Origin of the sequence: Corynebacterium massiliense DSM 45435 (assembly GCF_028609805.1) — a bacterium.
GTDB classification, from domain to species: Bacteria; Actinomycetota; Actinomycetes; order Mycobacteriales; family Mycobacteriaceae; genus Corynebacterium; species Corynebacterium massiliense.
Genome location: NZ_CP063189.1, coordinates 942978 through 963852 on the forward strand (window position 1 = coordinate 942978; position 20875 = coordinate 963852).

The window sequence follows — 20875 nt, forward strand, 5'->3', positions numbered from 1 at the left end:
ACCCCGCGCTTCGGTCAGTACGGGCCCGGGAAGTAGGGTAGGGCGCATGCGTCTTGTCATCGCCCGCTGCTCGGTTGACTACGTCGGTCGGCTCGCAGCCCACCTACCGGAAGCAGACCGTCTCATCCTCGTGAAGGCCGATGGGTCCGTGTCCGTCCACGCCGACGACCGGGCCTACAAGCCACTTAACTGGATGTCGCCGCCGTGCACGCTGACGGAGTCGAGCATCACCGATATCGATGACGCCGATACCGGTGAGCGCCTGTGGCTGGTGGAAAGCCCCAAGGGCGAGCAGCTCCGCATTACCCTGCACGATGTGTACCAGGACTTCTCCTACGATTTGGGGGAGGATCCGGGCCTCATCAAAGACGGCGTGGAGTCCCACCTCCAGGAACTTCTGGCCGAGCACATCACCACGCTTGGCGATGGCTACTCGCTCGTCCGCCGCGAATACCCCACGGCGATCGGCCCGGTCGACATCATGGCGCGCGACGACAACGAGCGCTTCGTCGCCATCGAGGTCAAGCGCCGTGGCGGTATCGACGGCGTGGAACAGTTGACCCGGTACCTCGATTTGCTCAACCGCGATGAGTTGCTGGCGCCGGTGGAGGGCGTCTTTGCCGCCCAGGAAATCAAGCCGCAGGCCCGGACTTTGGCAGAGGATCGGGGGATCCGGTGCGTGGTCCTAGACTACGAGGACCTACGCGGCATCGAGACGAACGAATTGCGGTTGTTTTAAATGCCACGCCGGAATCGTCGCGCGAAGCCCAAGCCCCGCGGGCGAACTCTGCCGCGTGATGGCGGCGCGTTTTTCGGCGCCCGCCAGGTGGAGGGGCCGCGGTGGGATTTCGGTCGGCCCTACATTGAACGGACGATGGGCGCGGCGAGCGCGCAAAAGACGTATATCTGCCCGGGGTGCAACTCGTATATCCCGCCGCGTATGAGCCACATCGTGGCCTGGCCGGTAGATCGCGGCGAGGACCGGCGGCACTGGCACACCCGGTGCTGGCAGAACCGGTAAAGGAACCCTGGCAGGTAGAATCGCCGCCATGATTGTTGCATTTTCCGTAGCGCCGACCGTGGTGGACTCACCCACGGCGGAGATGTCGGAGGCCGTCGCCGAAGCCGTGCGCGTGGTGCGCCGCTCGGGGCTACCCAACGAGACCAATGCGATGTTCACGCTCGTGGAGGGTGAATGGGACGAGGTCTTCGCGGTGGTCAAGGAAGCGACCGCGGCAGTGGAGAAAGTCTCCCCGCGCGTCTCGCTGGTGATCAAGGCGGACATTCGGGCCTCGCACCCGGAGGGCCAGCTTTCTCACAAGGTCGATGCAGTGAACCGCCACTTGCAGGAGGATTAAATGGTTTTAGATCTCAGCCAGTTGAACTCGTCTGCCGGGAAAGGGCAGGGCAGCGGCTCCGGTAACGGATCTGGCGCAGGACAGGCCGCAGGTGCCGGCCAGGGCCCAAGCGCCGGCCAGGGCGGCGCGAACTTCTTCACCGTCACCGAGGCGAACGTCCAGGACGTGGTGATGAAGAAGTCGGCGGAGGTCCCCGTCGTCGTTCTCATCGGCTCGCCGCGCTCGCCGGCTAGCGAGGAGCTCAAGCAGACGCTGCAGGAACTCGCCGGCGAGGGCCGCGGCACGTTCGCGGTGGGCTACCTCGACGCCGATGCCACCCCGCAGGTCGCGCAGCTCTTTGGCGTTCGCGACCTGCCCACGACGGTGGCGCTGGGCGCCGGCCAGCCGCTGACGTCGTTTGTGGGCGCGCAGCCGATAGACGCGCTGCGCCAGTGGGTCAACGCGCTGGTTCAGCAGGTGGGCCCGCAGCTATCCGGTCCCGCCGGCGGGGCAGAGGACGCGGCGGAGAACGAGCCGCCGGCCGATCCGCGCATTGCCGCGGCAGAGGATCAGCTCGCCTGTGGCGATGTGGACGCCGCGATCGAAACCTACAACCAGGTCTTGGACGACGACCCGGACAACACTCCCGTCAAGCAGGCCCGCGATTCCGCGGCACTGATCAAGCGCGCCCGGGACACCGAGCCGGCTGCCGACGATGAGATCGGGCAGGCGCTGCACAAGGCTGATATGGCGGTGCTGGGCGGCAACGTTGAGGCGGCGTTTCAGGGACTTATCGGCGCCATCTCCACCGCGGCAGGCGACGACAAAGAGACACTCAAGCAGCGCCTTTTCGAGCTCTTCGACCTGTTCGAGGCCAACGACCCGCGGGTGCTCAACGCCCGCACGAACCTGGCCAGCGCGCTCTTCTAGCGGCCGGGTTTTCACTCACGCTCAACACACATCGAAGCGCCCTGCCTGCCCCGGGGTGGACTTTCCTGCACGACGCTGATCACACGGACGGTGTCTGCAGGGGGAGTCGCGGGGTCAAGGCGGGGTTTTGTTCCTGCGGGCCCCGGCAAGCATAATGCTAGGCAACACGGGAACTATGGTTTGTATCACAGAATGGAGGAGTCATGGCGACAGCCTCTCCGGTTAGCCGCGGTCCGCAGATCGCGAAGTCAAAGAAGCCGCCGCGGGATCGCACCCACTGGATGTACGCGGCCGTCATCGTCGCGCTCATCGGCGGCGTGGCCTTCGGCCTTATCGCCCCCGATGCCGCGGCGACCCTCAAGCCGATCGGCGACATGTACGTCAGCCTCATCAAGATGATCATCCCGCCGGTCATCTTCTGCACCATCGTGCTGGGCATTGGTTCGGTGCGCGCGGCGGCGTCGGTGGGCAAGGCTGGCGGCATCGCCCTTATCTACTTCATCGCGATGTCTACCTTCGCGCTCGCTGTGGGCCTTTTGGTGGGCAATATCATTGAGCCGGGCGCGGGCTTGGACGCGCAGGCTGACGCCGACAAGGCCAGCCAGTTCACCGACCAGGGCGGGGAGAGCTCTCACGGCCTGTTCGGGTTCATCGAAAGCATCATCCCGGACACGTTCTTCTCCGCATTCACCTCGGGTTCTGTGCTCCAGGTTCTGTTCATCGCCCTGCTGGTCGGCTTTGCGGTCCAGCAGATGGGTGAGCGGGGCGAGCCCATCCTCGGGTTCATCGCACACCTGCAGCGCCTGGCGTTCAAGGTGCTGGGCATGATCATGTGGGCCGCCCCGGTCGGCGCGTTTGGCGCCATGTCCGGTGCCGTGGGCAAGTCCGGCTGGTCCGCAGTCGTGTCCCTGGCCACCCTGATGCTCGCGTTCTACATCACCTGCTTCCTCTTCATCTTCGTGGTCATGGGCGGCGTGCTGCGCCTCTTCGGCGGGGTAAGCATCTTCCGCTTGGTCAAGTACTTAGCCCGCGAGTTCCTGCTCATTGTCGCCACCTCGTCCTCCGAGTCGGCCCTGCCGAACCTCATGCGCAAGATGGAGCACGTCGGCGTGGACAAGTCCACCGTGGGCATCGTCGTGCCCACCGGTTACTCGTTCAACCTCGATGGCACGGCCATTTACTTGACGATGACCGCCCTGTTCATCGCGGAGGCCATGCACAAGCCGATGTCGCTTGGCGAGCAGATCGGCCTGCTGGTCTTCATGATCATCGCGTCCAAGGGCGCGGCGGGTGTCTCCGGCGCGGGGCTTGCCACCCTGGCGGCTGGCTTGCAGTCGCACCGCCCGGATCTCCTCGGCGGCGTCAGCATCGTCATGGGCGTGGATCGCCTCATGTCCGAGGCGCGCTCGCTGACCAACTTCGCCGGCAACGCCGTCGCCACCATCCTGGTGGGTCGCTGGACCGGTACCGCCGACATGGATCGCGTGCACAAGGTGCTTGCCGGAGAGATCCCATACGAGGCCTCGGAGGACGACAGCACCGTCGACATGCGCCGCCCGGACGTGGAAAACCCGGCGACCGAGCACCTGCAGCCGACCCCGCAGGTGGACCTCAGTCAGTACGAGGGTTCCAGCGGTACCACTGGCAAGAATTAGCCGGCAGGTGCAGGTTTAACCAGCCTGCGGATTCCGCGTGGTGGCTCGCCACCACGCGGCGGGGGAGCGGGTTGGCAGCGCCCTGGTATACGCCGTCGTCGGTGTTGATCACCATCTCCCACTCGCCGGCCCGCGGCGTGCGGATGCCGTAGTCCACGTGGGACGCGCCCGCGAGGTTCACCACACTGAGCAGCACCGACCCGTCGGTGCCGTAGCGGGCATAGGCAAGCACGTTGTTTGCCGCGTCGTCGGCGACAACCCACTCGAATCCGGCGGCGTTATCGTCCTGGGTCCACAGCGCTGGGGTGTCGCGGTAGACCGCGTTGATATCGCGCACGAGGCGCTTGATGCCGTGGTGCCACTCGGAGCCCCAGCCCGCAAGGTTGTCCCAGTCCACTGAGGACGCCTCCGCCCACTCCGTGACTTGGCCGAATTCGCAGCCCATAAACAACAACTTCTTGCCGGGGTGGCTGAACATGTAGCCGAACAGCGTGCGCACCCCGGCCGCCTTGTTCCAGTCGTCGCCGGGCATCCGGGTCCACAGAGTGCCTTTGCCGTGGACCACCTCGTCGTGGGAAAACGGCAAGACGTAGCGCTCCGAGTGGGCGTAGACCAGCGAGAAGGTCAGCTCCCCGTGGTGGTGGGAGCGGTGAATGGGATCGTTGCCGAAGTAGCGGAGGGTGTCGTTCATCCAGCCCATGTTCCACTTCAGGGAAAACCCCAAGCCGCCCTCGGTGGTGGGGCGGGTCACGCCGGGCCACGCGGTGGATTCCTCCGCGATGGTGAGCACCCCGGGGTGAGTGCGGTGCAGGGTGGCGTTCATCTCCTGTAAGAACTGGATAGCCTCCAAGTTCTCGCGGCCGCCGTGGATATTGGGCACCCATTCCTCGCGCGAGTAGTCGAGGTAGAGCATGCTGGCCACGGCATCGACACGCAGGCCGTCGATGTGGAATTCCTCCGCCCAGTACAAGGCGTTGGCCACCAGGAAGTTGCGCACCTCGTTGCGGCCGAAATCGAAGACGTAGGTGCCCCAGTCGGGCTGCTCGCCGCGGCGCGGATCAGGGTGCTCGTAGACGGGGTGGCCGGTAAAGCGGCCGAGCGCCCATTCATCGCGCGGGAAGTGGGCCGGCACCCAGTCCATGAGGACTCCGATGCCGGCGGTATGCAGGGCATCGACAAGCGCGCGGAACTCGTCCGGGCTGCCCCACCGCGCGGTCGGGGCGTAGTACCCGGTGACCTGGTAGCCCCAGGAACCGCCGAAGGGATGCTCGGCCACCGGGAGGAACTCGACGTGGGTAAAGCCGTGCTCGGTGACGTAGTCCACCAGCTCGCGGGTCAGGCGCGCGTAATCGGCCCCGGCCTTCCACGAGCCAATGTGCACCTCGTAGACGCTCATCGGCTGCGCGCTCAGGGCATAGGCGCCGGAGGTATCCCGCGCCGCCATCCACTGAGCATCGCCGTCGGACCAGCGGTAGGACGAGGACTCGACTATCGATGCCGTCTCCGGCGGGCACTGCGTGCGCCGCGCCATGGGATCGGCTTTGTCGGTGCGGGTGCCGTCGTGGAAGACGGCGAACTTGTACAGCGCGCCCGGGCCCACATCGGGGACGAAGATCTCCCACACGCCGGATGACCCCAGGGTGCGCATGGGAAAGCGCGCGGGATCCCAGGAACAGAAATCGCCGATGACGGCCACGCCCTCGGCGCCGGGCGCCCACACGCTAAAGGCGGTGCCGTGCACCTTGCCCATCGCGGTGTCGTAGGAAATAGGGTGCGCGCCGAGCATCTCCCACAGGCGCTCGTGGCGGCCTTCACCGAAAAAGTGCAGGTCCTGCTCGCCCACGGTGGGCAAAAAGCGGTAGGCGTCGGCGGTCTCGTCCGGGTTACTTCCCTCGCCGGAAAAGACGCGCAGGCGGTAGTCGATGTCCTCGTCCAGCTCGCCTTCCCACACGCCGTCTGCTTCCGGCGCGCAGCGGGCGAGGTCGATGCTCCGGCCGTCGACGGTGCGCACAACAACGCGCGTGGCGCCGGGCTGGCGGGTGCGGATGCGGCCTGCGTGCCAGCCGTAGAAGCAGTGGGGATCGTGATGCCGGCCCGCGAGAAGGCGGGCGCGATGGTCAGTCATGCCGCTTACGCTACCAATCTCCGCTGGTTGGCACGGGTTGTTTCACCCAGGCCGGCTAGGCGCGGTATTCGCCGACCTGGCGCCACGCCATCTGCTCGCGCAGGCGCGGATCCGCGGGCGGGAGGATGAAGATGTGGGCGACGTCGCGCATCGGCTCGAGGCGGACAAAGTTGCGCTCGCCCCACTGGTAGCACGCGCCGGTGATCATGTCCTGGATGGGATAGGACTCGCCGGCGGGACGGCCCAGCGCCGTCGTGTCCACGGCGACCGTGGCTTCCTGCGGGTTGCGCGGATCGAGGTTCACCACGACCAACACGACGTTGCCGCTTAACGGATCGGACTTGGAGTAGGCGATCACCCGGTCATTGTCGGTCGGGTGGAAACGGAGGGTGCGCAGCTGCTGCAGCGCGGAATTCTCGCGGCGGATGCGGTTGAGCATCCCCAGGTAGGGCGCAAGCGTTTCCGCTGTGTCAAAGTTGCGGGGGCGCAGCTGGTATTTCTCCGAATCGAGGTACTCTTCGCTGCCCGGCTGGACCGCGGTGTGCTCGAAGAGCTCGTAACCGGAGTACACGCCCCACAGTGGCGAGAGGGTCGCGGCCAGGGTAGCGCGGATGGCGAACATCGCGCGCCCGCCGGTCTGCAGGCTCTCGTGGAGGATGTCCGGGGTATTGACAAACAGGTTCGGCCGGCAAATGTCCGCCTGCGCGACGTGCTCCTCGGCGAATTCGGTGAGCTCGGCCTTCGTGGTCTTCCAGGTGAAGTAGGTATACGACTGGGTGAACCCGTGCTTGGCCAAGCCGAACAGGCGCGCCGGGCGGGTAAACGCCTCCGCCAGGAAGATGACCTCGGGGTGGGTGGCGTGCACCTTGGCGATGAGCCACGCCCAGAACTGAGTCGGCTTGGTGTGCGGGTTGTCCACGCGGAAGGTGGTGACGCCGGCGTCTACCCACGTCATGACCACGCGGTAGAGCTCGTCGTACAGCGCAGCCGGCGCGTTGTCGAAGTTGATGGGGTAGATGTCCTGGTATTTTTTCGGCGGGTTTTCGGCGTAGGCGATGGAACCATCGGCAAGCACGGTGAAATACTCCGGATGCGCCTTCGCCCATGGGTGATCGGGCGAGGCCTGCAACGCTAGGTCGAGGGCCACCTCGAGGCCAAGGTCCGCGGCGCGGTGTACGAGGCGGCGGAAATCCGCCAGCGTGCCGAGCTCCGGGTGGGTGGCGGTGTGATCCGCAATTGCCCACGGCGAGCCCACGTCGTCCTTCTCCGCGGTCAGCGAGTTGTTCTTGCCCTTGCGGTGGGCGGTGCCGATGGGGTGGATGGGCGGGAAGTAGACGGTGTCAAAGCCCATGTCGGCCACGCGCTGAAGGGCCTGCGCAGTGGTGTCGAACGTGCCGTGGACGGGCTCGCTGTTCGCGTCGCGGCCGCCGGTCGAGCGGGGAAACAGCTCGTACCAGGAGCTAAACAGCGCCTTGCGGCGCTCGACGTACACCTCGTATTCGGCCCCGGTGACCAAAAGATCGCGCAGGGGAGTAACCGTCGAGGTCAGCGCGGCGCGGGTGCGCTCGGACAAAGACGCGGTGGCATCGGCCAGCTGGCGGGCGATGTCACTGTGGCCGGCGCGCGCGAATAAGTCGGCGCCGTGCGCCAGATCGTTGGCCAGCTCGGCGGTGCCCTGGCCCGCGGCGAGCTTCTTATCCACCGCGGTGCGCCACGTGGTGAGGGGATCCGACCACACGTCGATGCGAAAGAGCCACATGCCCTCCACGTCCGGGGCGAACAAGCCGTGGACGCGGTCGACGTTGTCCGGATCCTGGGTCATGCGCACCGAGATTCGCTTGCCCGGGTCCTGGACCGGCCACGCCACCAAGGTCGCGCCGAGGGCGTCGTGGCCCTCCCGCCACGCCAGGGCGGTGACGGGGACGACCTCGCCCACCACCGCTTTCGCCGGGAGCGTGCCGCAGGAGATGACGGGGCGGACATCATCGAGGTTAAGCCGAGTCGACATGGTTTTTACCCTAAACCAGCTGTGTCCGTTCCGCCCGGTTGTTTACTTTTCGGCCACAATAAGGGACGTGAATTCCCCACGGCATGCAAAAGAGTCAGAGACGGATCCGGACCTCCTCGTGGACTTCCGCGGCGTCCAGTTGCGGCGCGGCGGTACAAGCCTCGTCGGCCCGCTGGACTGGCAGGTGGAGCTGGACGAGCGCTGGGTCATCATCGGCCCCAACGGCGCCGGAAAGACCTCCCTGGTCAACATGGCCGCAGCCGAGGTCTTCCCGTCTGCCGGCACTGCCTTTTTGATGGGCGAGCAGCTCGGCCGTACCGATATGCGCGATCTCCGCGCGGCCATCGGCATTTCTTCCGCGGCCGTCCAGCACCGCATCCCAGACGACGAGCGTGTCGATGACCTGGTGGTCTCCGCCGGCTACGCCGTCCTGGGCCGCTGGCGCGAGGAGTACCAGGGCGTGGACTTCGAGCGCGCCGCTCAGCTGCTGGAGCAGCTTGGCGCCAGCCACCTGGCGGACAGGGAGTGGCGGACCCTCTCCGAGGGCGAGCGCAAGCGCGTCATCCTCGCCCGCGCGCTGATGATCAACCCCGAGCTGCTTATCCTCGACGAGCCCGCCGCCGGCATGGACCTGGGCGGCCGCGAAGACCTGGTGAGCTACTTGAGCGGCTTAGTCATGGACCCTGATGCACCCGCGACCATCATGATCACCCACCACGTGGAGGAGATCCCGTACGGCTTTACCCATGCGCTCCTGCTCGATGAGGGCAACGTGGTCGCGCAGGGGCTTATCGATGACGTACTGACCTCCGAGAACCTCACCCGCACCTTCCACCAGCCGATCCAGCTGGATCGGATCGACCGCCGCTACTTCGCGCGGCGAAAGCCTGCCGCGCCCGAGGCAACTCACTAGGCTCGGCACACATGGAGGGCGGCCAGCGGAACACTCAATCCGTCGATCTCGACCTCATCGACGCGATCGATGAGACCGACACCCGGGGACTGCACGGCGCGCGCCTTGCCGCGACCGTCATCTTGGTCCGCGACGGGCGCGACGGCCTCGAAGTGTGGATCCAGGAGCGCCAGGCCACCATGCGCAACTACCCCGGCTACGCCGTATTCCCCGGCGGCGGGGTAGACCCGCGCGACTTCCCCGGCCGGCACTGGGACTCCGGTGATCTGTGGTCCGGCCCCTCGGTCGTCTCGTGCGCCCGCACCATGGGCGTAACCAAGTACAAGGCGCACGCGCTCATCTTCGCCGCCGCCCGCGAGCTTTTCGAGGAAGCCGGCATCCTCCTTGCCGGCGGCGACTGCGGCCCCGGCGGCTGCCAGCCGGAGATGTTCAGCCAGGAGCGCCCGGAGCTGGAATCGCACCGGCTGTCGTTTACAGACTTCCTCGAGCAGAATCGCCTGCACGTCGACGCGGGCAAGCTCTTGCCCTGGTCGCGCTGGGTCGGGGTGGTCAAAGAGCAGACCTTCGACACCTTCTTCTTCCTCGCCTGCGTACCCGAGGGGCAAGAGCCCGACGGCAATACGCCGGAAGCCACCGACGCCGGGTGGTTTCCGCCCCAGCTCATCCTCGACGGCTGGCGCGCCGGGCTGGTGCGCCTGGTCATCCCGACGTGGGCGCAGCTGCTGCGGCTCAGCCGCTGCCGGAGTGTGGCGGAAGCGGTGGATGACGCCTCCTTCTCCGATCTCCGCCCCGTGGTGGGCGACCCGCGCACCGACCAGCGGTACCGTGAGTTTTTCACCACCCACCCCATCGAGAGGATCTAAATGGCCTTCGCGCCAGAAGACGTCGACTTCCTGCTCCAGCACCGCGCGGAGATCGCGGACATCGCCGCCAGCGGCCGGCTCACACTCACCAAGAAGAGTCAGGTGGACGACGCGGCGTTGCTCCACCGCGAATTCGGCGAGTACGGCCGCGCGGTGCGCGAGCTGTTAGGCGCCCGGGCGACGGGGAAGATCCCTCACTGGTGGCTTTCCGATGGCGACGCCGCTCAGCAAGCCACCCCCGCCGCCGTGGCCGCGTTCCGCGCCCGCGAGCTCGCCGCCGCCGGGGTGCGCCGGGTTGCGGACGTAACGTGCTCCATCGGCACCGAAGGAGCCGCGGTGGTGAAGACGGGGCTGGAGTACTGCGGTTTCGACCTCGACGCCTCCCGCGTGCGCATGGCCGCCCACAACGTGCCCGGCGGCCACTTCGCCCGCGCCGACGCGGTGCGGCCCGCCCTCCGCTTATCCGCCGGCGGCTCTGGGCACGGCAGCCCGGCGGGTGCCGACGCGGTGATCGCCGATCCCGCTCGCCGCGCCGGCGGCCGCAGGCTGCACTCGCCGGAAGCGCTCCAGCCGCCGTTGCCAGACTTGTTGGCCGCCTACCCAGGCGAGGAGATGGCCATCAAATGCGCGCCCGGCTTGGACTACTCCTTCTGGGACGGCGGTGTGACGGTGACCAGCGTCCGGCGCGGCGGCGCGGCAACGCGCAGCGGGGTTAAAGAAGTGTGCCTGTATACCCCGGGGCTTTCCGCCGAGCGCCGCGCGGTCATCCTCGACCCGGAGACCGGGCAGGCGGACATCGTCACGCGCAGCGGCACCCCGGCCCCAGAACCGGAAGTGGCAGGCCCTGGTCGCTACATCATCGACCCAGACGGCGCGATCGTGCGCGCTGGGCTTGTGCGCGACTACGCCGCGCGCGAGGGGCTGTGGCAGCTGGACGAGCGCATCGCCTACCTCACCGGGGACCGGATCCCGGCGGGGACGTCCGCATTTCCATTCATCGAGCAGGTGCCGGTGAAGAAGGTCAAGCAGGCGCTTATCGCCGCCGATGCCGGCTCGGTGGAAATCTTGGTCCGCGGGCTGGACATCGACCCCGATGCGTTCCGGAAGAAGCTCAAGCTGAAGGGATCGCAGCCACGCGCGGTGGTCCTGACCCGCATCGGCACGGCGGGCGTTGGGCTTATCTGTGGCGCGCGAATGTGTGACTATGATGAGCCAGAGGTTTGCCTAACAAACACCAAGCACGAACAGCTTTATTAGAAGCGGAAAGGTAAAGGACGAATGCCAACCATCGCGGCTTTGGTTAAACACGTGCCGGATACCTGGTCGGAGATGTCGTTGGAGGACGACTTCACGCTGGACCGTGAGTCGGTCGACAACGTCATCGACGAGATTAATGAGTACTCCGTGGAGCAGGCGTTGCGCCTGCGCGACGACAACCCGGACAAGGATTTCCGGGTCGTCGCGCTGACGGTTGGCCCGGCGGCCGCGGACGCGGCGCTGCGCAAGGCGCTGGCCATGGGCGCGGACGACGCGGTGCACGTCACCGACGAGTCGCTGTCCGGCGCCGACGCGCTCTCCACCGCGTGGGTGTTGAACCACGCGTTGAACGCCCTCGACGACGTGCAGATCGTCACCATGGGCGAGCGCTCCGCCGACGGCCAGACGGGTCTTGTGGCCGGCTTCCTGTCGGAGTACCGCCAGGTGCCGGCGCTGACCTGCGTGAGCTCCGTCGCGCTCGACGGCGATCAGCTTTCCGCCGTGCGTGACGATGCCCGCGGCCGCTGGGAGCTGGCCGCGCCGCTGCCGGCCATCGTCTCCGTGGGCGAGGAGGCGGATAAGCCGCGCTTCCCCAACTTCAAGAAGCTGATGGCGGCGAAGAAGCACGACGTGACCGTCTTGGATGTCGCGCAGCTGGGCATCGACCCCATCGCGCCGACCACCCAGGTCACCGACGCCACCAAGCGCCCGCCGCGCGAGGCGGGCGAGACCATCGAGGCCACCACCCCGGAGGAGACCGCGAAGAAGATCGCCGATTTCCTCGCCGACCGCAACCTGCTGTAGAGGAGATTCATTCACCATGTCTCACGTGTATGTTTTGGTCGAGCACGAGGCCGACCAGCTGAATTCCGTGACGGCGGAGCTGATCACCGCCGCCCGCCCGCTCGGGGCGGTCTCCGCAGTTGTCGTGGGCGGCCACGCCGACGCCCTCGCCGAGGAGCTCGGCCAGCTGGGTGCGGCCCAGGTCGTCGACGCGCAGGCAACGGACTACGAGTCCCGCCTCATCCTCCCCGAGGTCGACGCGCTGTCCGCGCTGGGGCAGGCGAATCCGGCGCCCATCGTCGTCGCGGCCACCCCGACCGGCAACGAGATTGCAGGCCGCGTCGCCGCGCGCTTGGCATCTGGCGCGCTCTCCGACGTCTCGGAGATTAAGGCGGACGGCAGCGCCGTCCACTCCATTTTCGGTGGTGCGTACGAGACCACCGCGACCGCGGTGGGGCAGTGCCCCGTCTACTCCGTGCGCCCGGGCGCGGTGGATGCCGTGCCGCAGCCGGCTGACGGCGCGGTCGCGCCGATGGAGCTGCCGGCAGCGGGCGCGCTCGATGTCAAGGTCACCGGTTTCACCCCGGCGGAAAAGTCTGCGCGCCCGGAGTTGACCACGGCGCGCGTCGTCGTGGCCGGCGGCCGCGGCGTGGAGGGCAAGTTCGGCGAGGTTGTCGAGCCGCTGGCTGACGCGTTCGGCGGCGCTGTGGGTGCTACCCGCGACGTGGTGGACGAAGGCCACTACGATGCCGCCCACCAGATCGGCCAGACCGGCGTGACGGTCTCGCCGGATCTCTACATCGGCCTGGGGATTTCCGGCGCGATGCAGCACATCTCCGGCATGCAGACCTCCGGGACCATCGTCGTGGTCAACCAGGACGGCGACGAGCCGTTCTTCCAGATTGCGGATCTCGGCGTGGTGGGCGATCTGCACGAGATCGCCCCGGCGCTGACCGAGGAAATCAACAGCCGCAAGTAGGGCCCGGAGGGAAGGGCTCGCAGGAAGGTCGGGTTATGCCGCACTATTTTGACAACGCTGCGACCCAGCCGATGCGCCAGTGCGCCATCGATGCGTGGGTGGCGGCGGCGGGTGCCGTCAACCCCGGCGCCCAGTACGGTTCGGGGCGCAAGGCGCGCAGCGTGCTTGACGATGCCCGCGAGAAAGTCGCGGACCTCTTGGGCGCCGAGCCCGTTGAGGTGATCTTCACTGCCTCGGGCACGGAGGCGGACAACATTGCGATCCAGGGACTCTACGCGGCCGGTTCGACCGGCCGGGTGGTCTCCACCCCGATCGAGCATCCCGCCGTGCGCGAGACGGTGGGAAAGTTGGGCGCTACCGTCGATCTGCTGCCGGTAGGGCGCGACGGGCATATCGGTGATCTGTCCGCGCTGGATACCCCGGCGGACGTGGCCACCTGCATGTGGGCCAATAACGAGACGGGCGCGGTGCAGCCGGTGGCCGACGTGGTCGAGCGCGCCGCGGCGGTGGACACGCCCGTGCACGTCGATGCCGTGCAGGCGGCGGGCAAGGTGCCGATCGACTTCCACGGCTTGGGTGCGGCCACGCTCGCGGCGTCGGCGCACAAGTTTGGTGGCCCCCGCGGCATCGGCCTGCTCGTGGCCAAGCGCACGCCCGCGCCACGCCCGGTGCTCTTCGGCGGCGGCCAGGAGCGCGGCATCCGCCCGGGCACGGTGGACGTCGCCGGCGCCGCGGGACTCGCGGCGGCGCTGGAGGAGTCCGTGCAGGAAATGGACGCCGAAAACGCCCGCGTCGCCCGCTTGCGCGATCAGCTCCAGGAGGGGCTAACCCGCAGCATCGACGACGTCGTGGTCAACTCCGTGGAGCCGCGCCTGGCGGGGCACCTCCACCTTTCGTTCCCGGGCACTGACGGCGACAGCCTGCTGCTCCTTTTAGATCAGCTGGGCATTGAGGCCTCGGCCGGCTCGGCCTGCCACGCAGGCGTGCACCGCATGTCCGAGGTGCTCGAGGCGATGGGGGTCAGCGAACACGAGGGGCTGGGCTCGCTCCGCTTTACCCTCGGCCGCACGACGACCCAGGAAGACGTGGACGTGGTGCTTCGCGAGCTACCCGCGGTGGTGGAGAAAGCGCGGCAGGTTTTCTAAAAGTTTCTCGTGTTACCCGTGTTGCGGGTGTGATTTGTGTGGTTTTGTAGCTAGGCTCGCGGCCATGCATTCCTCTCGCAACTTCGCCACCGTCCTCGCCGCCGCTTTGACCACCGCCGTGTCCGCGGTGGGGGTTCCCGCCGTCGCCTCCGCCAGCGGACACGCCCATCTGCCGTCCGGCGTCGACGTGTCCGGGTATCAGCGCCCGGGCGGGGCGGCCATCGACTGGCACGAAGTAAAGACGGATGGCCAGTCCTTCGCCGTGGTCAAGGCCTCCGAAGGCACTGATTGGGTGAACGACTTCGCCGCGGAGGACGTGGACAAGGCGGCGGCCGCGGGCCTCAAGGTCGGCGCGTACCACTATGCGCGCCCCGGCATGGATGCCCGCGCGCAGGCGCGCCACTTCGCCGATCAGCTCAAGAACTTCCCGGGCAGCTCCCTGCCGCCGGTGCTGGACATCGAGGTGGACGAGGGCAAGTCCCCGAAGGAGCTGACGGCGTGGACGCACGACTTCCTGGATGAGCTGGAGTCGCGCTCCGGGCAGAAGCCGATGGTCTACACCTACCCGTACTTCTGGTTGCACAACATGGGCAACGCCACCGACTTTGCGCAGTACCCGCTGTGGCTCGCGGCCTACCAAAACACCGCGCCGAAGCCAGTCGGCGGCTGGAGCGAGCTGGCCATGTGGCAGCGCACCGGCACCGGCCGGGTCGGCGGCATTACCGGCAACGTGGATCTCAACGTCTTCAACGGCACGCCGGATCAGCTCACCGGTTTCCAGCCCGGCGGCCACCTGGACGGCGTAACCATCGAGGATGGGCCGTCCCTGGGCGGGGGAGCCAAGGCGCTTATCGATGCCGTTTTGACCCTCAACCCCGGAGTGATCAAGGAGGCCGAGAAGGCCGGCATCGATCCGGACGGCGCGAAGGACCTGTTGGAACTGGTGGGCACCCTCTACGCCGAGGGCAAGCTCCCGGTCGACGAGTTACGCGATATGGCAGAAAACGGCGCGACGGTCTCCGACCTGGTGATCCTGCTGGACAACGCCGCCAACGAGGCGAATGCGTAAGCAGCGGGGCTGCCCGCGAACTTCCGCGCCCACGCCTCGTCTTTGTAGTGCGCCGGCACGCCGCCGCCGAGGAGGCGTTTGGTGATCTGGACGTAGTCGTCCTCGCCCTCGGCGGGCAGCGGCCAGTCGCTGGCGAGGAAGATGATGTTGCCGTAGCGCCTGCCCTTGAGCATGGCCGGGTCGGCGATGCAGGCGACGTGCCCGAACTCGGCGAGAAGCCCTGCCACCTCGCGCTTGGCCAGGGTGAGATCGGAGTGGTCGCCGCAGTTGGCCACGAAGAGGCCGCCGGGGCTTAAGGATACGTGGGCGGCGCGGTAGAACTCGGCGCTGGCTAGCGGCGCGGGCGTTTCCGCTCCGGAGAACACGTCGCGGATGATGACGTCGCGGCTTTCCGGTTGGAAACTGCGCGTGACCGCGAACGCGTCGCCCGGGCGGATCTTCACCGTCGGCGCGCGGGGGGATGTCAAACAGCTCGCGGACGAGGGTGCCGAGCTTTTCGTCGAGCTCGACCACGGTGTTGCGCGCCTTGGGCCACAGCTCAGCGAAGTAGCGCGCGAGCGAGCAGCCCGCCCCGCCCAAGTGGGTGATGCGCAGCTCGTCTTCGGGTACGCGGTTGAGCACCTCGATGCCGGCGGCGATCCAGCGCATGTACTCGAAGTCCAGCTCGCCCGGCTCGCCGGGCACGATGTGGGAGCTGGGCACGCCGTTGACCAGGAGGATGTAGGCGCCGTCGCGGAAGTCGTCCGCGACCACCTCCGCCGTGCCCGTGGAGATGGGGTAGGTGCCCAGGATCGAGTCCTGGCCTGACCCCGCGCCTTCTCCCGGCCCCGACTTTCGACTTTTCCGCTGTCTTCCCATGGGAGTACACTAACGCCCGCTTGACCATGCTTTGAACACGAGCCGATGCAGCAGGGAGGTTGGACGCGCATGCGGGTACTAGTTGCAATGAGTGGCGGGGTCGACTCCTCGGTGGCCGCCGCCCGTGCCGTTGAGGCAGGCCACGACGTTACTGGCGTGCACCTCGCGCTGCATAAAGACGCGCAGCAGACCCGTGAGAAGGAGCGCGGCTGCTGTTCGTTGGAGGATTCCGCCGACGCCCGGCGCATCTGCGACAAGCTGGGGATCCCGTTTTACGTGTGGGATTTCTCTGAGCAGTTCAAAGAAGACGTGATCGAGGACTTCGTCGACTCGTATGCCCGCGGCGAGACCCCGAACCCGTGCCTGCGCTGCAACGAGAAGATCAAGTTCCGCGCGCTGCTGCAAAAGGGCATGGCCCTAGGCTTCGACGCGGTGGCCACCGGCCACTACGCCACCCTGGACGCCGATGGATTCATGCGCCGCTCCAAAGACGAGAACAAGGATCAGTCCTACGTGCTCGGCGTGATCTCCGCGGATGAGTTGGCGCACTGCTATTTCCCCATCGGGGATACGCCGAAGCCGCAGATCCGCGAAGAAGCGGCTGCCCACGGTTTTTCCACGGCCAAGAAGCCGGACTCGTATGACATCTGCTTCATCCCAGACGGCAACACTCAAGCCTTCTTGGGCTCGCGCATCGGGCTGCGCCCCGGGATGATCAAGGATCAGGAAGGCTCCGACCTCAAGCAGCACGACGGCGCGTGGAACTACACCATCGGCCAGCGCAAGGGCCTCGACATTAAGGAACCGGCGGCGGACGGCCGCCCGCGCTACGTCACCGACATCGACGCGGAGACCGGCACCGTGACTGTGGGGTCCAAGGAGGATCTCAAGATTACCGAGATCACCGCTGACCGGCTGAAGTACCTGCACCCGGCGATGGACGGCGACCTCGACTGCGAGGTGCAGGTCCGCGCCCACGGGTCTGTCGTGCCCTGCCGCGCGCATATCGATCGCGCAGCCGACCGGATGACGCTCGAGCTGAGCGAGCCGCTCTCCGGCGTGGCGCGCGGCCAGGCCGCCGTGCTGTATCTGCCCACGCACGACGAGCTTGGCGATGTCGTCTTAGGCTCCGGCACCATCTGCGGCACCGCTCGAGATACCTCCCGTGATACTCCTGGCGCCGCTACTGGACGTGACTCCTAGTCCACCCGCCCTAGCCGGTCCGTCGAGCATAAGTACTCGGCGAGGTAGGGCAGGGTGAAAGCCACCTTGCCAAAGCCGGCCGGTTCAATGAGGTCCGCACCGATGAGCTTCTGGCGCGTATCGGATAGTGACTTCACCGGTTTGCCCACCTGCTCCGCGATGTCGGAGGCGGCGATCTCCGCACCGCCGACGTGAGCCATCGCCTCGAGGTACGCCCGCTGGGCCGGCGGCAGGTCCCGCACGGCCGGGGCGTGCACCTGCGAGCCCATGGCGGCGATGGCAGTGTCGGTGACGGCCTCCACGTCGGCTGTCGTGATGGCGTCGCGGGAGTCCGCGTGCGCTTTCTGCCACGCCAGTGAGCCGACGAGCTGCACCAGGAAGGGGTAGCCCTGGGACAGGTCGGTGGCTGCCGCCACGGCATCGTCAGTAAAGGCGATGCCGGATTCCGCCGCGGTGGAGTGGAAGGCGGTCGCCGAGTTCGGCGGGGAGAAGGGCCCGAGCAAGTGGCGCTCGGCGCGGCGCAAAAACGTCGCGCCTGGCAGATCCAACAAGTCCTCCACACCTTGGGGTAGCCCCGCCATGACCAGCGCGACGTTGAGTTCGTCGCGCAGCAGATCTTGGTAGGCCACGGCCAGCTCGGTGAGGTCGTCTTGCGATGCGTCTTGGACTTCGTCGATGGTGATGAGGACACCGGACTCGGAGGTCAGCCCCACCAGCCGGCGCAGCTCGGTGTTCAAGGTGGGCTGGAAGTCCGGTTCGTCGTCGTGCTCGAAGCCGACGGTGCCCAGCGAGCTGATGCCCACGCGGCTCACCCGACGCTTTTGCGGCGGATTGAGGCTGGCCGCCGCGCGCGGGATGGTGGTATCGCGCAGCTCCCGGGTGAGATTCATGCGGCCGGATGCGCGCAGTGCCAGCCAGCCGTTGGCGGTGGCGATATCCTCGAGCTCGTTGAGGAGCACTGTCTTGCCGATGCCGCGGGCGCCCGAAATCACCATCGAGCGGCCAAAGGCACCCGGCCCGGTGGCCAGCGCGCTGCGGAAGCTGTCGAGGATGGTGGCGCGCCCCACCCAGAACAGGGGAGGCACTCCGAACGAGGGGCGGAACGGATTCTGCATGCCAGAAAGCCTATTCGAGAGTTTCGAGAAATTCGAGAAATTGGCCGCGGCGCGAGTCCCGCCCGCGCTCGGAACCGGGATCTCGTCGTCATTACACTGCGAAGAATGACCGCTTTCGGAATTGGCCCCATGCCCGGAACTGACGTCGCCGCAGCCGCCGACATCGTGTTGGGTGAGACGGGAGAGCTGCCGCACGTGCCGCAGCTGCCTGAGCGCGGCATTGCCGCCGGGGCGGTGGCGCGCACAGCGTTTCTGCTCCCCGGCCTGGCGGTCGATCGCGGGCCGCGCGGGTGGGTGCTTACCGCCCGCGATCAGCTCATCACTCGGCGTGGCCGCGACCTGATGGCGCGGGACCTGGACGCCATTCAGGAAGTGTGGGAAACCACCCCGGAGGTGGTGAAGATTCAGTGCGTGGGCCCGTGGTCGCTGGCGGCCGCGCTCGAGCTGGGCAACGGCCACCGGGCTGTTACCGACCGCGGCGCCGTGCGCGAGCTACACGCTTCTTTGCTCCAGGCAGTAGCAGAACACACCGCGGATGTCGCAGATCGTTTCCAGTGCCGGACCGTGCTCCAGCTGGACGAGCCGTACTTGGACGCGGTGCTCGCCGGACGGGTGCCGGGGGCGACGGATTTCGAGACAATCCCGGCGGTGCCGGCGGAGGTCGCGGTCGCCGCTTTAGAGGAGTTTTCCGCCGACTACCTGTGGTTGCCAGGGCCACACCCATCGTGGGAGGCGGCGCGCGCCGCCCGCACCGCCATCGTGGACTTCCCAGCGCTTACCGCGCAGGCCAACTACGAGGGCGCCGGCATGCACCTGGAGGATGGCTACCGGTTGGGCTGCACTATCGCCCCGGAGAACCTGCGCGAGCCCGGGCGCCAGGCACGGGAGATTGCCGGGTGGCTCGACAGGCTCGGGATGCGGCGCGAGACTATGGCCACCCAGCTGGACGTGAGCCCGTGGCCGGTGTCCGGCGCGTTGGGAGATGCCGCAGCCGCTTATTCCCACGCGGCGAAACTCGGCGACATCCTCGCCAGTGGGGACGCGTAGCCTGGCGCCTGAGGCTGGTCGTTGTGGGGACAGCTAGCCCTTCAGCGGCCACGACGGGAACACGTCGCTGGCGTCGCGTCCGCGGCCTTCCAAGTACTTCTTGAACGCCATGCGGTCCTCGTACCACTTGACCGCCTGGAACTCCATGAGCTCGCCGACGTCCATCGCGGCGAGGTCGGGGTACTGCCGGACCTGCTTCCAGGCCACGCGGGCGGCAGCGAGGGCATCGGCAGTCGCCTCGTGCGCGTTGTCCAGCTGCACGCCATAGTGCTGGCACACATCGCCCAAAGTGCGGCGGCCCTTGCGCCACTTGTCCATCACGCGGTCGATGACGAACGGGTCGAACACGGTGCCGGTGACCACGAAATCGCCGGTGAGCTGCCGCAGGATGGTGAGATCGTAGGCGGCGTTGTACACGATGACGGTAAAGCCGTCGTCCCACGCCTTGTAGAGCGCGTCCACCGTCTCTTTCAGCACCTCGTCGTGTGGGCGGCCTTCCGCGCGGGCCTTTTCCGTGCTGATGCCGTGGACTTTGGTGGCGGCCTCGGGGATCTCCACGCCCGGATCGGCGAGCATCTCGGTGGAGGAGACGTCGCGGCCATCGATACGCACGAGCGCGGAGGTCACAATGCGCGCTTCCCGCGGGTTCGGCGAGGTGGTCTCCAGGTCGAACGAGAGCATGCGGGAGGCGTCGAAGGTAGCTGCCATGCGCCTCATTCTAACGAGGGTGCGGACACACCTTGTGGGCGGCGCTTGACCTTGCCGCGACGGCAAGGCGCACACTTGCTTTCATGAGCGACTACACAATCAGCGAAGCAGCCGCTGCCCTCGGCGTATCGGCAAAAGCTCTCCGCTACTGGGAAAGCGTGGGCCTTTTCACGCCGGCGCGAACGCCCGCCGGCTACAGGGCCTTTTCCGACGCCGACCTCGAAAGGGCGGCGGCCATTGTGCTTTACCGCGGCGTTGGGTTGTCGCTCGAGGACATCGCAACGCTTCTCGATGCCCCGTCCCACACCCTCAACACCGCACTGCGCCGCCACCGGGCTGAACTCGTAGGTCAGCTGGAGGCGATACAGGAGCAGGTACGGGCGGTGGACGAGCTCATCGCACACACCGAGAAAGGAAATGTGGACATGAACGCCATGCACAGCTACTTCGGCGAGCACCTGCCGGAATACCACCAGGAAGCAGAAGACCGCTGGGGAGAAACCCCGGACTGGGCAACTGCACAGGAGCGTCTCGGCCGAATGGAAGAACAGGATTTTGCGCACATGCAGGACGAACAGGAAAAATTCGCCGCCGATTTACTCGCTGCCCGGGAGGCTGGCGTGAAACCGGGCTCGGCCGCGGCTAGTTCGCTGGTCGCACGGCACCGCGAGATGATTGGGCAGTGGTACGAGGTGACCCCCGCGCGCCAGCTCATCCTGGCGCGGATGTACGTCGCAGACAGCCGCTTTCACGCTGCCTACCGCAGCGCGCAAGACTACCTTCTTGAACTCATCGAGGAAGCAGCACGTGCCGAAGGGGTGAATACCGATAACCCGCAATGGGACTAGCGCCGTGGGCACGTCCCGCGCGCGACATTCTA

Annotated in this window: 19 protein-coding genes and 1 pseudogene; 15 read left to right on the top strand and 5 right to left on the bottom strand. The window is 67.1% G+C overall.

Translation table 11 applies throughout. The annotated features are described in order from the left end of the window. Positions 1-46: 46 nt before the first annotated feature. From nucS to CMASS_RS04500, 5 genes are all read left to right on the top strand, one after another. The gene (gene nucS, locus CMASS_RS04480) at positions 47-739 is read left to right on the top strand and encodes an endonuclease NucS (protein WP_022862461.1); all 693 of its coding nucleotides are present in this window, start codon (positions 47-49) and stop codon (positions 737-739) included. After that, positions 740-1021: a hypothetical protein gene (locus CMASS_RS04485; protein ID WP_084684359.1), complete on the top strand. Its 282-nt coding sequence runs from the start codon at positions 740-742 to the stop codon at positions 1019-1021. A 28-nt stretch (positions 1022-1049) separates the two neighbouring features. Continuing rightward, entirely contained in the window at positions 1050-1358 is a 309-nt protein-coding gene (locus CMASS_RS04490) for a thiamine-binding protein (RefSeq protein WP_022862460.1), read from the top strand. Then, positions 1359-2267, top strand: coding sequence for a tetratricopeptide repeat protein (locus CMASS_RS04495; RefSeq protein ID WP_022862459.1), 909 nt, complete (start codon positions 1359-1361; stop codon positions 2265-2267). Positions 2268-2470: 203 nt separating this feature from the next. After that, complete coding sequence (locus CMASS_RS04500; RefSeq protein ID WP_022862458.1) at positions 2471-3922, top strand: cation:dicarboxylate symporter family transporter; 1452 nt, start codon at positions 2471-2473, stop codon at positions 3920-3922. Here CMASS_RS04500 and glgB read toward each other — a convergent pair. Together glgB and CMASS_RS04510 are read right to left on the bottom strand one after the other, a co-directional pair. Next, the gene (gene glgB, locus CMASS_RS04505; protein WP_022862457.1) at positions 3879-6047 is read right to left on the bottom strand and encodes a 1,4-alpha-glucan branching protein GlgB; all 2169 of its coding nucleotides are present in this window, start codon (positions 6045-6047) and stop codon (positions 3879-3881) included. The genes CMASS_RS04500 and glgB overlap by 44 nt on opposite strands. A 55-nt stretch (positions 6048-6102) precedes the next feature. Then, positions 6103-8055, bottom strand: a complete 1953-nt coding sequence (locus CMASS_RS04510) for a maltotransferase domain-containing protein (protein ID WP_022862456.1) — start codon at positions 8053-8055, stop codon at positions 6103-6105. Positions 8056-8122: 67 nt separating this feature from the next. Here CMASS_RS04510 and CMASS_RS04515 point away from each other — a divergent pair, with 67 nt between their 5' ends. The 7 genes from CMASS_RS04515 (at position 8123) to CMASS_RS04545 (ending at position 15064) form a co-directional block, all read left to right on the top strand. Beyond that, positions 8123-8968: an ABC transporter ATP-binding protein gene (locus CMASS_RS04515; protein ID WP_022862455.1), complete on the top strand. Its 846-nt coding sequence runs from the start codon at positions 8123-8125 to the stop codon at positions 8966-8968. A gap of 11 nt (positions 8969-8979) precedes the next feature. Continuing rightward, a complete protein-coding gene (locus CMASS_RS04520) occupies positions 8980-9831 on the top strand; it encodes an NUDIX hydrolase (protein ID WP_022862454.1) in 852 nt (283 codons plus the stop codon). Continuing rightward, positions 9832-11088 carry a THUMP-like domain-containing protein gene (locus CMASS_RS04525; RefSeq protein WP_022862453.1) on the top strand — a complete coding sequence of 419 codons (1257 nt, stop codon included), beginning with the start codon at positions 9832-9834 and terminating at the stop codon, positions 11086-11088. A 21-nt stretch (positions 11089-11109) separates the two neighbouring features. Continuing rightward, positions 11110-11892 (top strand): electron transfer flavoprotein subunit beta/FixA family protein, encoded by a 783-nt coding sequence (locus CMASS_RS04530; protein ID WP_022862452.1) that lies wholly within the window; start codon positions 11110-11112, stop codon positions 11890-11892. A 16-nt stretch (positions 11893-11908) separates the two neighbouring features. Beyond that, positions 11909-12850, top strand: coding sequence for an electron transfer flavoprotein subunit alpha/FixB family protein (locus CMASS_RS04535; RefSeq protein WP_022862451.1), 942 nt, complete (start codon positions 11909-11911; stop codon positions 12848-12850). A gap of 35 nt (positions 12851-12885) precedes the next feature. Further along, complete coding sequence (locus CMASS_RS04540; protein ID WP_022862450.1) at positions 12886-13995, top strand: cysteine desulfurase family protein; 1110 nt, start codon at positions 12886-12888, stop codon at positions 13993-13995. A 64-nt stretch (positions 13996-14059) separates the two neighbouring features. Continuing rightward, positions 14060-15064, top strand: a complete 1005-nt coding sequence (locus tag CMASS_RS04545) for a glycoside hydrolase family 25 protein (RefSeq protein WP_022862449.1) — start codon at positions 14060-14062, stop codon at positions 15062-15064. On the opposite strand, the pseudogene CMASS_RS04550 reads toward CMASS_RS04545, so the two are convergent. Beyond that, positions 15064-15922: pseudogene (locus CMASS_RS04550) on the bottom strand (spermidine synthase); the annotation flags it as partial. The gene CMASS_RS04545 and the pseudogene CMASS_RS04550 overlap by 1 nt on opposite strands. 69 nt (positions 15923-15991) lie before the next feature. Between CMASS_RS04550 and mnmA the strand changes: the two are divergent. Further along, positions 15992-17125, top strand: coding sequence for a tRNA 2-thiouridine(34) synthase MnmA (mnmA, locus tag CMASS_RS04555; protein WP_051126802.1), 1134 nt, complete (start codon positions 15992-15994; stop codon positions 17123-17125). On the opposite strand, the gene CMASS_RS04560 is transcribed toward mnmA, so the two are convergent. Beyond that, positions 17122-18240 (bottom strand): ATP-binding protein, encoded by a 1119-nt coding sequence (locus CMASS_RS04560; protein WP_027018541.1) that lies wholly within the window; start codon positions 18238-18240, stop codon positions 17122-17124. The two genes, mnmA and CMASS_RS04560, sit on opposite strands and share 4 nt — an antisense overlap. 105 nt (positions 18241-18345) lie before the next feature. Between CMASS_RS04560 and CMASS_RS04565 the strand changes: the two genes are divergently transcribed. Next, positions 18346-19287 carry a uroporphyrinogen decarboxylase/cobalamine-independent methonine synthase family protein gene (locus tag CMASS_RS04565; RefSeq protein ID WP_022862444.1) on the top strand — a complete coding sequence of 314 codons (942 nt, stop codon included), beginning with the start codon at positions 18346-18348 and terminating at the stop codon, positions 19285-19287. 33 nt (positions 19288-19320) lie between these two features. On the opposite strand, the gene CMASS_RS04570 is transcribed toward CMASS_RS04565, so the two are convergent. After that, on the bottom strand, positions 19321-19995 hold the full coding sequence (locus tag CMASS_RS04570) for a 3'-5' exonuclease (RefSeq protein ID WP_022862443.1): 675 nt from the start codon (positions 19993-19995) through the stop codon (positions 19321-19323). Positions 19996-20078: 83 nt separating this feature from the next. Between CMASS_RS04570 and CMASS_RS04575 the strand changes: the two genes are divergently transcribed. Beyond that, the gene (locus tag CMASS_RS04575; RefSeq protein ID WP_022862442.1) at positions 20079-20843 is read left to right on the top strand and encodes a MerR family transcriptional regulator; all 765 of its coding nucleotides are present in this window, start codon (positions 20079-20081) and stop codon (positions 20841-20843) included. The last annotated feature ends 32 nt before the right edge of the window (positions 20844-20875 follow it).

What these genes read in the sequence shown, in the direction of transcription:
- nucS (WP_022862461.1), top strand. Translation starts at nt 47, where the DNA reads ATGCGTCTTGTCATCGCCCGCTGCTCGGTTGACTACGTCGGTCGGCTC.
- CMASS_RS04485 (WP_084684359.1), top strand. Translation starts at nt 740, where the DNA reads ATGCCACGCCGGAATCGTCGCGCGAAGCCCAAGCCCCGCGGGCGAACT.
- CMASS_RS04490 (WP_022862460.1), top strand. Translation starts at nt 1,050, where the DNA reads ATGATTGTTGCATTTTCCGTAGCGCCGACCGTGGTGGACTCACCCACG.
- CMASS_RS04495 (WP_022862459.1), top strand. Translation starts at nt 1,359, where the DNA reads ATGGTTTTAGATCTCAGCCAGTTGAACTCGTCTGCCGGGAAAGGGCAG.
- CMASS_RS04500 (WP_022862458.1), top strand. Translation starts at nt 2,471, where the DNA reads ATGGCGACAGCCTCTCCGGTTAGCCGCGGTCCGCAGATCGCGAAGTCA.
- glgB (WP_022862457.1), bottom strand. Translation starts at nt 6,047, where the DNA reads ATGACTGACCATCGCGCCCGCCTTCTCGCGGGCCGGCATCACGATCCC.
- CMASS_RS04510 (WP_022862456.1), bottom strand. Translation starts at nt 8,055, where the DNA reads ATGTCGACTCGGCTTAACCTCGATGATGTCCGCCCCGTCATCTCCTGC.
- CMASS_RS04520 (WP_022862454.1), top strand. Translation starts at nt 8,980, where the DNA reads ATGGAGGGCGGCCAGCGGAACACTCAATCCGTCGATCTCGACCTCATC.
- CMASS_RS04525 (WP_022862453.1), top strand. Translation starts at nt 9,832, where the DNA reads ATGGCCTTCGCGCCAGAAGACGTCGACTTCCTGCTCCAGCACCGCGCG.
- CMASS_RS04530 (WP_022862452.1), top strand. Translation starts at nt 11,110, where the DNA reads ATGCCAACCATCGCGGCTTTGGTTAAACACGTGCCGGATACCTGGTCG.
- CMASS_RS04535 (WP_022862451.1), top strand. Translation starts at nt 11,909, where the DNA reads ATGTCTCACGTGTATGTTTTGGTCGAGCACGAGGCCGACCAGCTGAAT.
- CMASS_RS04540 (WP_022862450.1), top strand. Translation starts at nt 12,886, where the DNA reads ATGCCGCACTATTTTGACAACGCTGCGACCCAGCCGATGCGCCAGTGC.
- CMASS_RS04545 (WP_022862449.1), top strand. Translation starts at nt 14,060, where the DNA reads ATGCATTCCTCTCGCAACTTCGCCACCGTCCTCGCCGCCGCTTTGACC.
- mnmA (WP_051126802.1), top strand. Translation starts at nt 15,992, where the DNA reads ATGCGGGTACTAGTTGCAATGAGTGGCGGGGTCGACTCCTCGGTGGCC.
- CMASS_RS04560 (WP_027018541.1), bottom strand. Translation starts at nt 18,240, where the DNA reads ATGCAGAATCCGTTCCGCCCCTCGTTCGGAGTGCCTCCCCTGTTCTGG.
- CMASS_RS04565 (WP_022862444.1), top strand. Translation starts at nt 18,346, where the DNA reads ATGACCGCTTTCGGAATTGGCCCCATGCCCGGAACTGACGTCGCCGCA.
- CMASS_RS04570 (WP_022862443.1), bottom strand. Translation starts at nt 19,995, where the DNA reads ATGGCAGCTACCTTCGACGCCTCCCGCATGCTCTCGTTCGACCTGGAG.
- CMASS_RS04575 (WP_022862442.1), top strand. Translation starts at nt 20,079, where the DNA reads ATGAGCGACTACACAATCAGCGAAGCAGCCGCTGCCCTCGGCGTATCG.